The sequence below is a fragment of the Mesorhizobium sp. M9A.F.Ca.ET.002.03.1.2 genome, from assembly GCF_003952365.1.
Taxonomy (GTDB): Bacteria; Pseudomonadota; Alphaproteobacteria; order Rhizobiales; family Rhizobiaceae; genus Mesorhizobium.
Genome location: NZ_CP034443.1, coordinates 3,578,565 through 3,593,013 on the forward strand (window position 1 = coordinate 3,578,565; position 14,449 = coordinate 3,593,013).

Consider the following 14,449-nt stretch of genomic DNA (forward strand, 5'->3'; position numbering starts at 1 on the left):
GCTGTCAGGAAAAGCGGCGGCGGATGCCGTACTGGTCGAGCTTGCGATAGAGCGTCGGCCGCGAGATGCCGAGCCGTCGTGCGACCCGGCTGAGATTGCCGCCTTCGGCTTCCAATGCGCTTTTCATCGCCTGGCGTTCCGCCTCAACGAGTGTACCTGCAGGCATTTCCGGTGAGATGGCGGTATCGTTACCCGAAATGGCGTTCGATTCAGAGCTGGGCGCCGTGATTTCCTCGGGAAGGTCGTGAAATCCGATATCGCGGCCGCGCGCCAGAACATACAGCCGGCCGATGAGATTCTTCAGTTCGCGCACATTACCCGGCCAACGATAAGCGAGCAGGGCATCCAGCGCTTCGTGCGAGAATTCCAGCGGCTCCCCGTCAGCCGCAGCCGCGATCTGCCGGTTGAAATGTTCGGTCAGCAAAAGCACGTCCTCGCCGCGCTCGCGCAGCGGTGGGACCGTGATCGAGACCGCGCCAATTCGATAGTAGAGATCGCGGCGGAAACGACCGGCAGCAACCTCCTGCTTGAGATCGCGATTGGTCGAGGCGACCAGTCGCACGTCCACGGGTCGCCCCCGGCTGTCTCCGATCCGGTGGACCATGCGCTCCTCCAGCACACGCAGCAGAAACGGCTGGATCTCGAGTGGCAATTCACCAATCTCGTCGAGGCTGAGCACGCCACCGCTGGCGAGCTCGAAAACACCAGGCTTGCCTTCACGCGAGGCGCCCGTAAATGCGCCGGCGACATGGCCGAACAATTCGCTGCCAAACAGGTCCCTGGTGATCGCTCCGCAATTCATCGCTATGAACGGGTCATTCGCCGTGCGTCGGCTGCCGGCATGAACAAGCCGCGCAAACAGCTCTTTCCCGACACCAGTCTCGCCTTCGACCAATAGCGATGCGACGCTGTTCGACCGGGCGACACGGCAGGCGACGTCGATGGCGGCCAGCAGCGCTTCGCTTTCGCCAACAATCATGGCGACAGCATCCCGAAGATGCTTATCCACTTCCCCGCGGACCACCGTCACGCTGGAGACTGCTGGCGCCGACGGGAACACCAGCGCTGCGCCGCGGAGGTCGCCGTCAAGCTTGAGCGGTGTGATGTGGCAGGACCGCAGATGGGCCGGTAGCGCCCTGGCGAGATCTCCTTCGTCCCCGGACGAAGGAAGATTCATGAGCCAGCGGCCACGGCCTGGCTCCATCGGCCCGTCCATCATCTCAGTCGTTTCGCCATCGGGGACATTGTTGCAGAAGATGGCGCGGCCGCGATGGTCGACGATCACCAGCCCGTCTTTTCGACGGTAGCTCGGGGCAGACGAAATGAAGGCTTCGAGCAGGCGCGTGCGCTGTTCCTGCTGCTGTTCGGCCAATGCCTTCTCGATCTGCCGGGCTGTGGCGGCGACGAGCGCGGTGTTGTGCGGCCGGAAGATTGGTGAATAGCCAGACAGATCGACGACGCCGATGATCTTGCCGTCGAGAGGATCGCGGATCGGCGCGCCGGCGCAAGTCCAGGATTTGATGCCGGCGCAGAAATGCTCGGCCGCATGGACAAAAGTCGGCTCGCCGGTCCACAGCGCCGTACCGATGCCATTGGTTCCGACGGCATCCTCGTTCCATTTGCCGCCGATGGCCAGGTGGATATCCATGCCATCATGCAAGGTCTTCTTGTCGCCGATGGCGTCGATCAGTACGCCGTCGCTGTCGGCCAGAACCAGCATCGCGCCTGTCCCGTCCAGTAACTGGCCAAGCGAGGCGAACGATCGCCGCGCCGCCGAGAGCAATTCGGCATTGGCCCGCGTCAGATATTCGATCTCATCGCGATCACTGCTTAGCGGCGCTTCAATACCTTCAGCGTTGATGCCGCCCGTGGCGCTGCGATACCAGGAATCGTGAATGAGAGAGCGGACGGGGCTTGGATGGATCGGATCGCGGGCACATTTGGGCTCGTCGGCCAGAAAGTTCTCCCAAGCGCGCATGGTGGCGCGCTCATCATAGTCGATGTTGCCCAGAACCATTTGCCCGGTGGCTGGCGACGCGCGCGCCGGAAGAGCATCGATCTTCATCTGATGGGGGCCTATCTCGCGTTTCATCCCGTCATCACAGAACCTTTGAGGTATGCCACTGCTGTATGCTGTTATATTCGAATGCTATCGCGGATTGGACATGCACGTGCGAGCGTCTGCTCGTCAGTTGATGCCGAGTTTCGCGCCGATGTCGCAGGCAAGCTGTTCTTCGCTATAGGTGGCGGTGAGGCGGGACCCGTCCAGGTCGGCAAGTGCCTCGGCGATGGTTTCGTCGACCGGCGAGAAGAAGCCATTCTGCTTCGTCGCCAGGACAAAGATCTGGTCCTCGCCTCGATTGCGGATGTCGCCTATATGGTGAAGCTGGCGGCCTGTGTTCTGATCCTTTGAGATCACCCGGCCGTTCATGGTGACTTGGATGGAGGGCTTGGCGTCGGCCGCGGGCGCCGTGCCGCCGCCAACATGGATGATAAGGCCTTCCGCCTGCGGTTGCTGGCGTGGCTTCCTGAAAGCCGAATAGCCGCCGCCGCTGATCTGGTCGGCAAGGCGAACGATGGTCGAGCGGTTCTGCTCGATCAGTCTTTTGACTTGTACGTCCTCGCGCCGCGGGCCATCCCGCTTCGAGATGATCTCAACCATGAATCCTCCCAGATTCGCTCAGCGTTGCCGTTTGTACGGCTCATTCTTCTTGTTAGGCAAAGCCTACACCGCCTCAGTGAGATACGCCATTCATATTAGATAGCGCCAAAGTTCGTGTCGTTGGTAGCAGGTGGCTGCTACAATCCTGCTCACCAACAGCATGAAGAAACGCACTTCAGTCCCAATCGATGCTGATGAGAACGTCGTTCAGCTAGAGGGCGCCCTTGCCGGTTTCGGGTAACGACTTGAGGCCTGTCAGGAAGAGGGTCCACCTGGGGCTGAGGGGCGATGGGTCGAGGCGCCCACGGCATCGGATGAACCGTCGCGCGTTGTGCCTGAGATAAGAAGCCCCACCCGCCCGGCTTCCCTGCGTGTCCTTGCTCATGCGGCGGGCGAGGGCGCGTAGCGGCTGCCCAGCGAATAGCGGCTGCCGACATAGGTGAGCTTGTTGACGGTGGCGACCGCTGTGCCCGACCAGGTCCGCCGATGCAGGAGCAGGCAGGGGTCGCCGGGCCGTATCATCAAACGGCGCGCGGCCAGCTCGTCGGCGGCGACGGCCGAGATCACGTGCTCCACTTCCGTCAGCGGCGTGGCCCGCTGCAGGTAGTCGTAGGTGGTGGTCGCAACGAAATTTTGCCGGTGATAGTCCGGTGCTAGAGCCGGATTGACGAAGCGCTCCTCGAGCTGGACGGGCACCTCGTCCTCGAAATGCACGATGATCGAATGGGCGACCGGTCTGCGGCGCATGAACTCGAAGGCGACGATGAGGTCTAGCGCCGGGTTGCGTATCTTCTCGAGCACGACGACCTCGGCCCTGTGACGTCCGCCGCGCGCGGCGATCTCGCCGGCGATGTTCCTGATTTCGATAAGGGCGGATTGCGGTTTCGGCGGCGCCACGAAAGTGCCGACACCCTGGATGCGCAGCAGGTGGCCTTCCGAGGTCAGCTCCCTCAACGCACGGTGCACGGTCATTCGCGAGACGCCGAGCGTGCTGACCAGCTCGTTTTCGGAAGGCAGCCTCCGGTCCTTCGGCCATTTGCCGCTGCCGATGTTGCCGAGCACGTAGTCCTTGACCTTTTCGTAGAGTGGCCCGGGGGTTTCGAGAAGCTTGATCATCGCTCGGCCTCCATTCGGACGATGGTCTTCAGGCCGCGGCTCGCGCCTGCGATCAGGCGCTGGTAGGCGGCGGGAATCTCGCCGATCGCGATCTCCTCGGCCACGAAACGCGACAACGCGGGAGCGAAATCACCAAGCATCGCGACGGCCGGCGCAAGCTCGTCGGCGAAGGCGTGGCAGCCGACCAGCGCGATCTCGCGCTCGACCAGCAGGTTCGGGTCGAGGTCGAGGCGGCCATGCGAAATGCCAACCAGCGCCAGCGTGCCACCGCCGGCCAAAAGATCGAGCAGCCGCGCCATCACCGCCACGCTCCCCGTCGCGTCGATGGCATGGCGCAGGGTGGGATCACGGGGCAGGGCGTCCAGGTCGACAGCGGTTGCGCCGGTCACCTCGGCCACAAGTTCCGCACGCGCCGCATTGCGGTCGGCGATGAGGAGCGGTCTCTCGCCGGACCGCGACAGGATGAGCGCAGCCAGCCCGCCGATCGGGCCGCAGCCGGCGATAAGCACCGGCGCCCCGGCCGGTGCCGACAGTCGCCGCACCGCGTGCAGGGCGACCGCCAGCGGCTCCGCCATGGCGGCGATCGCGGGATCGAGCGCGGGGTCGTGGCGCAGGAGCAGCCGCGCCGGCAGCTCCGTCTCTTCCGCGAAGCCGCCGTCGCAGACCTCGCCCACAAAACCCAGCCTGGCACAGACATTATGCAGACCGGCCCGGCAAGCAGGACATTCGCCGCACCAGAAACGCGAATCGGCGACGACCCGGTCTCCGATGGCCAACTGGGACACGCCGGGCCCCACGGCGGTCACTTTACCGGCGAACTCATGTCCGGCGACACTCGGCGCGCGGCTGACCCACTGACCGGTGCGGAAGTTATGGAGGTCGGAGCCGCATATGCCGGCAGCCGTCACCCTGAGCCGCACCCAGCCAGGCGCCGGTTGGCCGGGAGACGGCACATCCTCAACCCGCAAATCGCCCGCCGCATGGAGTCTGGCCGCCTTCATCGTCCGCTACCGCACCAGATATTGGTCGCGCACGTCGGAGACGGCGTGTTCGTGCGAGGAGAAGCCTTCGTAACGGGCAAGCGTACGCGCATGGCGCGCGAATTCCGGATAGGCCGCGGCCGTCACGTAGCCGATGGAAGAGCGCTTGACGAAATCCGTGACCGAGAGCGGCCCGCAGGTACGCGCCCAGCGGCTGGTCGGCAGGACGGCATTGGGGCCTAGTCCGAAATTGCCGATCGAGACCGGCGTGTGCGGCCCCATCAGGATCTCGGCGGCTTCGGTGATGTGGCCAAGGTGCGCGAAGGGATCGGTTGAGAGGATCTCCAGATGCTCCGGTGCGTAATCGTTGATGAAGCGGTAGCTCTCCTCGATCGAGCCCGTCAGCACGATGCCGCCACAGGCGCCGCTCAGCACCGCGGTGGAGAACGCGACCCGCTGCTTGGTCATGCGCGCCCAGTGCTCGGGCAGCGCGGCCAACGCCTCCTCCGCCACGCGGCGGCTGTGGGTCACTAGATAGGCCGATGAGTCCGGCCCGTGCTCCGCCTCGATGAGCAGGTCGAGCGCGGCCAGCCCGCCTTGCACGCTGTCGTCGGCGAGGATGATCGCCTCGGACGGACCGGCTGGAAGGCCGGGGTCGATCACTCCGGCAAGCAGCCGCTTGGCCGCAACGACCCAGGGGCTGCCCGGCCCGACGATCTTGAGCACGGCCTTGACCGTCTCCGTGCCGTAGGCGACCGCGGCGACCGCCTGCGCGCCGCCACATTTGTAGACCGTTTCGACACCGGCGATGCGCGCCGCGACCAGCGTCGCTGCGTCCACCGAACCGTCGGGTGCCGGCGGCGTGACGATGGCGAGCTCCGGGACGCCCGCCACCACGGCGGGCACCGCGGTCATCATTGTGACCGAAGGGAACGCTCCCTTGCCGCGCGGAATATAGAGCGCCACCGAGCGGATCGGCGTGAAGCGGTCCCCGGCATAGGCGCCGGGCCGCATTTCCTTGAGCCACATGGCTTCCGGCTTTTGCTCCTCGTGGAAATGCCGGATGTTGTCGATGCCGAAACGAATGGCGGCGACCACGTCCTCGTCCACCATGTCGAAGGCGGCGTCGAACTCGGCGGGGCTGACCTTGAGCCGCGTGGCATCGAGATCCGCCTTGTCAAAGTCGCGGGCGAAGCGGACGAGCGCGGCGTCGCCTTCCGTTCGGACCGCCTCGATGATCGGTGCGGCCTTCTCCATAAAGCCGGAGAGATCGGTCTCGGAGCGCCGCATCAATGCCGCGCGGCTGGCGGTGTCGAGCTGGCTCAAGTCATGGAATGATACGTTTGGCATCGGATTTCCCTTTCCGGCCCGGCAGGCCGGCATTCCTCATTTCGATTTCAGGAAGATGTCGAGCCCGACCAGCCTGTCGAGCAGGAACACGGCGACAGCCGAGCAGGCGATGAAGACCACGGAGATCGCGGCAAGGTCCGGCGTGATGATCGAGCGGATGGAATTGTAGATCAGCACCGGCAGCGTCACGATGCGCGCATCGACGAGCAGCAGGCTGACCAGGAACTCGTTGAGCGCCAGGATGAACATCAGCAGCGAGCCGGTGATCACCCCCGGCATCACCGCCGGCAAGGTGACGGAGAAGAACACCTGGAGCGGCGGCGCGCCGCAATTGGCGGCGGCCAGTTCTAGGTCCGGGTCAAGCCCGGTGGCGCTCGCCGTGACCGCCCAGATCATGAAGGGGAGGTTGATGACGCAGCAGGCGATGCCGACTGGCCAGAGCTGGCCGAGAATGCCGGCCTTGCCGAAGATCAGCATGAGACCGATGCCCGATCCGATCAGCGGGATGGTGAAGGGCAAAAGCAGATAGATCTGGATCGTCTTTTCGAAACGCACCGCGTATTTCGCCAGCGCGATGCCGGCCAGCGTGCCCACGGGAATGGCAACGATCGTACAGACCGTCGCGACCTGGAGCGTGCGCCAGAAAGCGTTGCGCAGGTCGGAAGCCTGCGAGATGCGCGCGTACCACCGCAGCGACAGCCCGTCCGGCGGAAAGGTGATGATGTTGCCGCCGGTGAAGGAAGCGCCGAGCACCACGATCGTCGGCGCCGAAAGCGTCACCAGGGCGATCGTCACCAGGGTCCACAGGACAACGGATTTGCTGCGCGAGCCGCTCACGTCCGGGACCTCCCCATGGCCAGCGTTCCGGCTCCGAACAGCGCGAATACGAGGCCGACAAGGATCGACCCGAGCGCGACCAGCATAAGCGCCAGCGTCGCGCCGAGGCCCTGGTCGGAGGTTCGGAAGAACTGGTCGTAGATGGCATTGGCGATGAAGTCCTGCGAGCCGCCGCCAAGAATCGCGGGGACCGCGAAATCGGTGAGCGAAAGCGTCAGCACCACCACGCCGGCGCCGATGAAGCCCGGACGAGCGAGCGGCAGCACGACATGGATGAAGGTGCGAACCCAGTTCGCGCCGAGCGATCCAGCGGCCGCCTCCAGCTCTTCGGGAATGGCTGTGAGCGCCGGCGCGAGCATCAGCACGGCGAAGGGCAACATGTACTGGACGAGGCCGAACAGCACGGCGGGATAATTGTAGATGAGCCGCATCGGCGCGACCCCGACAAGGCCGAGCGCCTCGTTTACCATGCCCTGGTTGCCGAGGATGATCAGCCAGCCATAGGCACGCACCACCTGGCCGATGAAGAAGGGCAGAAACAGCGCAATCAGCAGGAATTTTCGCAGTCTTGGCGAAGCCGTGCGCACCATCAGATAGGCGTAGGGGAAGGCGAAGACGAGCGTCACCGCCGTGACGACCAGGGCGGCGACGAGGCTGCGCCGCGCGACGACGAGGAACAGTGGCTCGGTCAGCGCCCGCATGAAATTGGCTATGGAATAATCGTCCGAGAACTGGAAGGTGGTGGTGTCGAGCGTGCGCAGGCTCGTATCCGCGATCTGGACGAGACCCAGCACGAGCAGTCCGACAAGCAGCACCGCCGGAAGCAGCATCAGATAGGGCGTGGCGCGCCTGAAGCGTGCCGGCCAGATGGCGGCGGCAACGCCTTCCAACGCATCCATGATGCGCCATTTCAGGGGATAGGCTGTCCCGGCTGCCCGCATGAAAAATCCGTATCCGACGTCGTGAACGAGCCGGTGCCGCGCTGGAGCAATTCCTGGAAAAAGTATATAGCGTTTTCCGCTCGGAATTGCGTAAAAACAAAGAGTTAGCGCGGCACTGGCCGTCCGGCGTCAACCCTGCATGATTGCCTTGAATTTCGAAAACCACTCGCTCTCATTCTCGACCTGGACCTTCGACGAGATGCGGATGAGATGCTTGAAATCCTCTTCGGTGGTCGGATAGGACGGATCGTCCACCAGATCCTTGGGCGGTGTGAGGCCCGGCACCACGCCCGGCAAGCCTAGGCCGTCCAGCCAGACCTGCTGCGCTTCCTTGGTCAGCGCATGGTTGATGTACTGCTTGGCCCAGTAGAGTTCGTTTTCCGGCAGCCCCTTGGGAATCCAAAGACCGTCCGTATCGAACTTCGCACCCTCTTCCGGCACGACCCATTCGATTTCCACACCGTTCTTGCGGGCCTCTCGCGCATTGGTCGAGATGGTGCAGGCGGCGTCGATCTCACCGTTCTGGAACCAGGTGGTGAAGTCGGGATCCTCGCCGAGCAGCGGCTGCTGCGCCTTCATCTTGGTGATGAAATCCCAAGCCGGCTGCATGTTGGAGGGTATATCCTCCAGCTTGCCGCCACCGGCGACCTGGGCGGGGAAATGGAAGCCGATGCCGTCATTGTAGAAGGCAAGCCGGCCCTTGAACTTCGGGTCGAGAAGATCCTTCCAGGACTTCGGCGGTCCGTCCGGGAACGCCGCGGGCCGATAGGCGAGCACATAGACATAGCCGTACGTATTGACGATCGGGAAGCCTTCCAGGCCGGCCGGTTTGGCAAGGTCCGTCACATTGGCGAGGTTCGGCAGGTCGGAGAGGTCTTCCGTCACGCCGCGCAATGCCGATTTCGTCGCATTGGTGGTGGTGTCCCAGTTGATGTGGATCGGCGCGACCCGGTTCTGCGCCACGGCGGCCCACACCTTGGGCTGGATCTCGTTGTCTTCGGTCAGGTCGTGACGGACGGCAATCCCGGTCATTTTGGTGAAGCTGTCGGACACGCCAGCCTTCAGGCTGTCCACCCAGCTGCCGCCCCAGGCGCGCACGATGATCTCGGCCGGCTTTTCCGGTTCCTGCGCATAGGCGCCGCGCAGGCCGAGCGCCGAGGCGCCGCCGAGCGCGGCGGTGGCCTGAAGGAAGGTTCTGCGGGAAAGATGGGATAATGTCGGCTTGAAGCGCTTCATCTGCATTCTCCTCTGGGTTTGACCGGCTTCCGGTTCTATCGAAAAACAAGCATGTCCCTGGCATTCCACCCCAGGAACACGCTTTCGCCTATGTCGAACTGCGTGTGCGCGGCGGGATCATGGTCGAAGACGCGCATGACCTCGTCGCCAATCGCGGCGCAGGCCACCTCGTAGACCATGCGCTCGCCTTCGAAGATCGTGTCGGTCACAGTCCCGGCCAGCACGCAATCGAGCTTCGACAGCTGAGCGGCATCGCCGGCGAGACGGATTTGTTCGGCGCGGAGCGCTCCCGAGGCCTTGTCGCCCTCCGCAGGTGGATTGGCCGGATCGCCGACCTTTCCGACAAGCATCAGATCACCTCGAAGGATCGAGACGTCGCCTCCTTTCGAAACGGCACGTACCGTTCCGGCAACGAAGTTGGTGACGCCGATGAAATTGGCGACGAAGGCGTTGCGGGGCTGACGGTAGGTTTGGATCGGCCGCGCCTTTTGCTGGATCTCGCCCTGATCCATGACGACAATGTCGTCGGAAACCACCAGCGCCTCGCGCTGGTCGTGGGTGACGTTGATCGTGGTGACGCCGAGTTCGCGCTGGATGCGGCGGAATTCGAGCTGCATTTCCTCGCGCAGCTTGCGGTCCAGCGCAGCCAGTGGCTCATCGAGAAGCAACAGGTCGGGCTCGAACACCAGAGCGCGCGCGATCGCGACGCGCTGCTGCTGGCCGCCGGAAAGTTCGTGAATGCGCCTGCCGCCATAGCCCCCGAGCCGGACCAGCGCGAGATAGCGCTCGACGCGGTCGGGAATGGTGCGCGCGTCGCGCCGACGCATCTTCAGCGGGAAGGCGACATTCTCGGCCGCCGTCATATGCGGAAACAGCGCAAGCCTCTGAAAGACCATGCCGATCGAGCGCTTGTGCGGCGGCACCGCGCTCACCGCTTCGCCGTTGATGAAGATCTCGCCGCTGCTCGGGGTCTGGAACCCGGCGATCATTCGCAGGAGGGTTGTCTTGCCGGACCCCGAAGGCCCCAGAATGGTGAGGAACCGGCCCTTCGGCAGATCGAAGGACGCATTCTTGACGGCATGAACCCCATCGAAGTCCATCCCGACGTTGCGCACCGCGACCGCGATTTCCCTGCCGCTTTCCGCTTCGTGCGAAGCTGCGGCCCGGAAAGGCTCCTGCATTGTGGTTCCCCTTTTCGTCACCGGTCGCATGCAAGAACGCCCAGCGTATGAGGTGGTATATACAACCATATACAAGTCGGGTCTACACGCTTCTTGTTGCACCGCACCTATATCGCTCAGATGGACGCGAGGTAGCCGCCGTCGACGGGAAGGCAATGTCCGGTGACATAGGCGGATGCCCCGCTCGCCAGGAACACAACGGCTCCGGCCAGATCCTGCATCGTGCCGAAGCGCCGCTGCGGGATCTTGGCCAGCATCGCCGCCTGCCAGTCGGGATCCTCATAGAAGACATCCGTCATCGCCGTATGGAAATACCCCGGAGCGATGGCGTTGACGCGGATGCCGAGCGATGCCCATTCCGCGGCGAGCGCCCGCGTCATGCCCAGAAGCCCGGACTTGGACGAGCCGTAGGGTACGGCGGTCGGAATGCCGACATAGGAGGTCAGCGAGCAAAGATTGATGATCGCGCCGCCGCTCTTGCCGGCGGCCATGCGTCGCGCCGCGGCCTGCGCGCAGAAGAAAGCGCCTTTCAGATTGGTCGATATGATGCGGTCCCACACCGCCTCGTCAACGTCGAGCGAGGGCTGGACCTGCTCATAGCCGGCGTTGTTGACCAGAATGTCGAGCCCGCCAAAGGCTTCCGCGACCTCGTCGACCACCACGCGGATGCGATCGGTGTCGAGCACGTCGAGAGACCGGCAAAGCGACCTTCGCCCGACAGCGCCAATTCGGTCCGCCGTCCCACGAAGGGATGTTTCGTCGCGGGCGGTCACCGCGACGTCGGCACCGGCTGCGGAGAGCGCCTCTGCCATAGCCTGGCCGATGCCGCGGCTGGCGCCCGTCACCAGCGCCTTTTTTCCCGTCAGGTCGAACAAGCGAGTGGCGTCCATGCCGTCATGGTTCCTGCATTTTTCCAAAAAATTGCATGCGGTCGGCTTGGAAACGAACACCAGTTGCGGCCGGTTGTCTATACATCTTGCGCTGGGCTGGGCGGTCTCCGCCAAAATGACACGGCGCCGAGACGCTGCCTGGCGTGAATCCGACCAAGGCGTTCGTCCAACCTCGGGCAGATATCAATCGTCGCGGTCCAGAGCCAAGTTGGTTGGCGCCTGGAACGTGCACCAATCCATACAGCAAGCCATTGGCGAACTTCGCTGTTGCCGGAATCTAATGCTGCAGCGTCTCGATGTAACCGGCCAGGTTGTGGATGCGTTCCGTCGTGACAACCTCGCCGCCACTGGGGCCATAGACTTTTACGTCTTCTTCGAGGAACTGGCGACCCCACACCGGCATTTCGCGGTCGCCATGGCTTGACACGGCATAACGACCGTCGATCGTCGCGAAGACCCTCGAATAGGGAAAGGCGCCGCCGTTCCGTTCGGAAAGACGCGTCAGGTCGGCCGGACGCTTCAACAGCACATCGCTCAAGGGCCCATCGCCCCTGCCGTAGAGGCCGTGGCAGACCGCGCAGGAGTTCAGGTATTCCGCCTCGCCATAACTCATTTCCTGCGCGGTGGACGCCTTGCAGGCCATGATTGCGAGAGCCGCCGCAATGAGGAGTTTCATCTGCGTATCCCCAATTGGTAACTCAGCCTACAGCGTCAGCACGTGGACACGTTGATCCGGATCAATTTGCTGCGGGCGGTCCACCAAAATGACACGGGCGCTGGGTCTTCCATTCGCCAGTGCCTGCGAAGCCTCTTGACCTCACAACCGCTGACATCTCCGATAGCGCGGGCGCAGACGATTTTCGATGCCGTGCGCAAACGCTGATGCACCTCTTCGCTGTTCCGCAGCATCGAACGGTTTACGGTGCAGCGACGGGGCATGTTGCAGTAGGATGCCGAGGCGTCACAACAGCCATGATTGCGTTTGGCCGCCTTGATGCGCCCCACGCTTCGACGAAATCGACCTTGGATGCCATCCAAAAGACGAAAAGGGCACGTCGGATCGCTCGCTGTGCAAATTGAACTCGCGATGTGAGGAGTTCGCCATGCTTCGTACGATTGTGCCGACTTTGTTCGCCGCGCTGCTCTGCTCGGTGGCGGCGCGGGCCGCCTCGGAGGAGGTCCGCTACTATCCCGTTCCGGAGGGCGCCGGCCCGCACGATGTGGCTCCGGCGCCGGATGGATCCGTGTGGTACACTGCCCAGGGGCAAGGCGCGCTTGGGCGGCTCGATCCTGAGACAAGCGAGGTCGAGCACGTCACCCTCGGCGACGGCTCGGCGCCGCACGGCGTGATTGTCGGTCCCGACGGCGCCGCCTGGGTGACCGACAGCGGCCTCAACGCCATCGTGCGCGTCGATCCCGAGACGGAGGCGGTAAAGGCCTTTCCGCTCCCCGAGGGGCACGGCTACGCGAACCTCAACACCGGTTCCTTCGACAAGGACGGAAGGCTCTGGTTCACGGGGCAGAACGGCATTTACGGCAGGCTCGATCCGGCGAGCGGCAAGGTCGACGTCTGGAACGCGCCGCGTGGTCGCGGCCCCTACGGGATCACGACCACGCCGTCCGGCGAGGTCTACTACGCCTCGCTCGCCAGCAACCATATCGCCCGGATCGATCTTTCGACCGGCGAGGCTTCCCCGATCGACCCGCCGACCGCGGATCAGGGCGCCCGCCGCGTCTGGTCCGATTCCAAAGGTCGCATCTGGGTCAGCGAATGGGACGCCGGCCAGGTCAGCGTCTTCGATCCGGCAGCGAACGATTGGCGGAGTTGGAAGCTGCCCGGAGACGAGCCCCAGGCCTACGCCGTCTATGTCGATGAAAGCGACAAGGTCTGGCTCACCGATTTCAGCGCCAACGCCATCGTCCGCTTCGACCCGGAGACGGAGACCTTCGCGAACTTCCCGTCCGACCGCGACAACGCCAACGTGCGTCAGCTCAACGGGCGCTCCGGCGAGGTATGGGGTGCGGAGTCCGGTACCGACCGCCTCGTCGTGATCGAGACCGAAACGGGCGGCTGAAAGCAAAGAGGTGCCGCTACACGACCGCGAAGGAGCTCAAGGTTGATGGCAGGTTCGGAACGCTCGCGCTCTTTTCGGCCAAGCCGGGAACATTGTCGATCACCGCGACGTTCATAGTCGGAAAGGGACGCTGTTTACGGAGGCCTGTGATGGGCCAGTTCCAGATGATCGATCTCGTTTCCGTCATAAACGCCTGTACGAGCGGCCGCGCCGCGGGGCGATTGGTGTCGATGGCCAAAGCCGTGGAAGAGTTGCGGGTGCTGACCGGTGATTTCATCTCGCCGGACGAAACCGTGGCCAACGCCCTGTCGACGGTGGCGCTGGAGCGCGGCTGCTCGATCCTGTTCGACGAGCAGCCGGGCGCCGATATCCTGCACACGCCATAGCAGGAGGCCCGACTGGCGAAGGGCGCCTGAGCGTTACGGAACATCGGCAGCCGCGCCAGCGGGCGCATCCGTTTGACGGCGCGGTGCCGCATAACATCCAGGTGGGTGAGGGCATCGGAGAAACGCTATGACTGAAAACGAGACCCGTTACGAACACGGCGCGACCAAGTACCCGGCCAAGACCGATGCGGACGCTTCGGATCAATTCTCCCAAGAGGCGGCCGGCAACAAGAAGCCTGCCGGGGGGATGGGCCTGACACGGTCAAAGGACGAGGTGGAGGACAAGGCCCGTCAGTCTGGAGGGCAGGACCCGGCCAGGCGAGCCACCCCAAGTGGGGCGACGGAAAAGACATCCGGCGCAGGACCCTCGATCGCTGAACGCTCCAACGATGCCAAGGCTCCGAAGAGCGGCCGCCAGCCAGGCGCCTACGTCAAGGAGTGACCGGCCCAGCGAACTTGCAAATCAACTGCATTTGGCTGGCGCGCAAGCACCGTCAGCCCATCATCGTCTTCAGCGGCTCGTCGAGCGCCGAACGTCGGCAGCGAATATGGTTCCCATTTCACAGATCCGAGGAACGGTTTCGGTGCGTTCCCGGTTGTTGTGAGGGAAAGGAGATGGTCGATGTTTGAGAACAGCATGTGGTTGGTTGTCGTTGCAGGCGGTCCGCTGATACTGGCAATCGTGATCGCCTACGCACTTCTCACACGACGCCGTCGCGGTCCCGCGGAACGCAGGGAGAGCGCGCGGGCGACCGAGCGCTTGTACCGCGAGGAGAAGGACTGACGGACGAGCGA

Annotated in this window: 15 protein-coding genes; 4 read left to right on the plus strand and 11 right to left on the minus strand. The window is 63.8% G+C overall.

The features are described 5' to 3' along the window. Positions 1–4: 4 nt before the first annotated feature. From EJ066_RS17185 to EJ066_RS17235, 11 genes are all read right to left on the minus strand, one after another. A complete protein-coding gene (locus tag EJ066_RS17185) occupies positions 5–2,092 on the minus strand; it encodes a sigma-54-dependent Fis family transcriptional regulator (protein WP_126039956.1) in 2,088 nt (695 codons plus the stop codon). Between the two features lie 96 nt (positions 2,093–2,188). Further along, entirely contained in the window at positions 2,189–2,662 is a 474-nt protein-coding gene (locus EJ066_RS17190; protein WP_126039958.1) for a hypothetical protein, read from the minus strand. 381 nt (positions 2,663–3,043) lie between these two features. Further along, positions 3,044–3,778: a histidine utilization repressor gene (gene hutC, locus EJ066_RS17195; RefSeq protein WP_126039960.1), complete on the minus strand. Its 735-nt coding sequence runs from the start codon at positions 3,776–3,778 to the stop codon at positions 3,044–3,046. Next, complete coding sequence (locus EJ066_RS17200; protein ID WP_126039962.1) at positions 3,775–4,779, minus strand: alcohol dehydrogenase catalytic domain-containing protein; 1,005 nt, start codon at positions 4,777–4,779, stop codon at positions 3,775–3,777. Before EJ066_RS17200 ends, hutC begins: the two co-directional genes overlap by 4 nt. A 6-nt stretch (positions 4,780–4,785) precedes the next feature. Beyond that, positions 4,786–6,108, minus strand: a complete 1,323-nt coding sequence (hisD, locus tag EJ066_RS17205; protein WP_126039964.1) for a histidinol dehydrogenase — start codon at positions 6,106–6,108, stop codon at positions 4,786–4,788. Positions 6,109–6,144: 36 nt separating this feature from the next. Beyond that, complete coding sequence (locus EJ066_RS17210) at positions 6,145–6,945, minus strand: ABC transporter permease (protein WP_126039966.1); 801 nt, start codon at positions 6,943–6,945, stop codon at positions 6,145–6,147. Beyond that, positions 6,942–7,886 carry an ABC transporter permease gene (locus EJ066_RS17215; protein ID WP_126039968.1) on the minus strand — a complete coding sequence of 315 codons (945 nt, stop codon included), beginning with the start codon at positions 7,884–7,886 and terminating at the stop codon, positions 6,942–6,944. The genes EJ066_RS17210 and EJ066_RS17215 overlap by 4 nt, the downstream gene beginning before the upstream one ends. 129 nt (positions 7,887–8,015) lie before the next feature. Then, a complete protein-coding gene (locus EJ066_RS17220) occupies positions 8,016–9,122 on the minus strand; it encodes a PotD/PotF family extracellular solute-binding protein (RefSeq protein WP_126039970.1) in 1,107 nt (368 codons plus the stop codon). 35 nt (positions 9,123–9,157) lie between these two features. Further along, a complete protein-coding gene (locus tag EJ066_RS17225) occupies positions 9,158–10,303 on the minus strand; it encodes an ABC transporter ATP-binding protein (RefSeq protein ID WP_245454917.1) in 1,146 nt (381 codons plus the stop codon). Positions 10,304–10,419: 116 nt separating this feature from the next. Further along, the gene (locus EJ066_RS17230; protein WP_126039972.1) at positions 10,420–11,193 is read right to left on the minus strand and encodes a glucose 1-dehydrogenase; all 774 of its coding nucleotides are present in this window, start codon (positions 11,191–11,193) and stop codon (positions 10,420–10,422) included. A 277-nt stretch (positions 11,194–11,470) separates the two neighbouring features. Then, a complete protein-coding gene (locus tag EJ066_RS17235; protein ID WP_126039974.1) occupies positions 11,471–11,869 on the minus strand; it encodes a c-type cytochrome in 399 nt (132 codons plus the stop codon). 427 nt (positions 11,870–12,296) lie between these two features. On the opposite strand from EJ066_RS17235, the gene EJ066_RS17240 reads away from it, so the two are divergent. From EJ066_RS17240 to EJ066_RS31435, 4 genes are all read left to right on the plus strand, one after another. Further along, positions 12,297–13,268, plus strand: coding sequence for a lyase (locus EJ066_RS17240; protein ID WP_126039976.1), 972 nt, complete (start codon positions 12,297–12,299; stop codon positions 13,266–13,268). A gap of 149 nt (positions 13,269–13,417) precedes the next feature. Beyond that, a complete protein-coding gene (locus EJ066_RS17245; RefSeq protein WP_126039978.1) occupies positions 13,418–13,654 on the plus strand; it encodes a hypothetical protein in 237 nt (78 codons plus the stop codon). A 127-nt stretch (positions 13,655–13,781) separates the two neighbouring features. Beyond that, the gene (locus EJ066_RS17250; protein ID WP_126039980.1) at positions 13,782–14,096 is read left to right on the plus strand and encodes a hypothetical protein; all 315 of its coding nucleotides are present in this window, start codon (positions 13,782–13,784) and stop codon (positions 14,094–14,096) included. Positions 14,097–14,276: 180 nt separating this feature from the next. After that, positions 14,277–14,438, plus strand: coding sequence for a hypothetical protein (locus EJ066_RS31435; RefSeq protein WP_189644293.1), 162 nt, complete (start codon positions 14,277–14,279; stop codon positions 14,436–14,438). Positions 14,439–14,449 lie beyond the last annotated feature (11 nt).